General features: G+C 47.7%; 1 protein-coding gene. It reads left to right on the top strand.

Going from position 1 to position 235, the window contains the following annotated elements; all coding sequences use genetic code 11:
- The coding region (locus CWB60_RS20545; protein WP_138628029.1) for a hypothetical protein at positions 1–235 on the top strand (235 nt) is incomplete at both ends.

The following is a 235-nucleotide window of genomic DNA, read 5'->3' as shown; positions in this document are numbered from 1 at the left end:
GCCCACGTAAGCACTACACGCCAGTTAAAGTCGTGTCTTAGTGGCTTGTGGTCAAAGGTGCAGCATGGCGCCGACAGCGGTCTATCTTGGTTTAGAGATAAAGTGTCCGGCCGCTGTTTTGCATACTCGTTACGATTTAGAGACGCCATTGTTGCTGGATTTTTGGCCTTTTTTATTCTGGTTGTTGGCATGCCTATGACCGGTGCAGTAAAAGTAGGTGTTTTCCCAAGTATTG

The organism is Pseudoalteromonas sp. S327, from assembly GCF_005886415.1.
Lineage (GTDB): Bacteria > Pseudomonadota > Gammaproteobacteria > Enterobacterales > Alteromonadaceae > Pseudoalteromonas > Pseudoalteromonas atlantica.
This window is presented reverse-complemented; position numbering and strand designations above follow the sequence as displayed.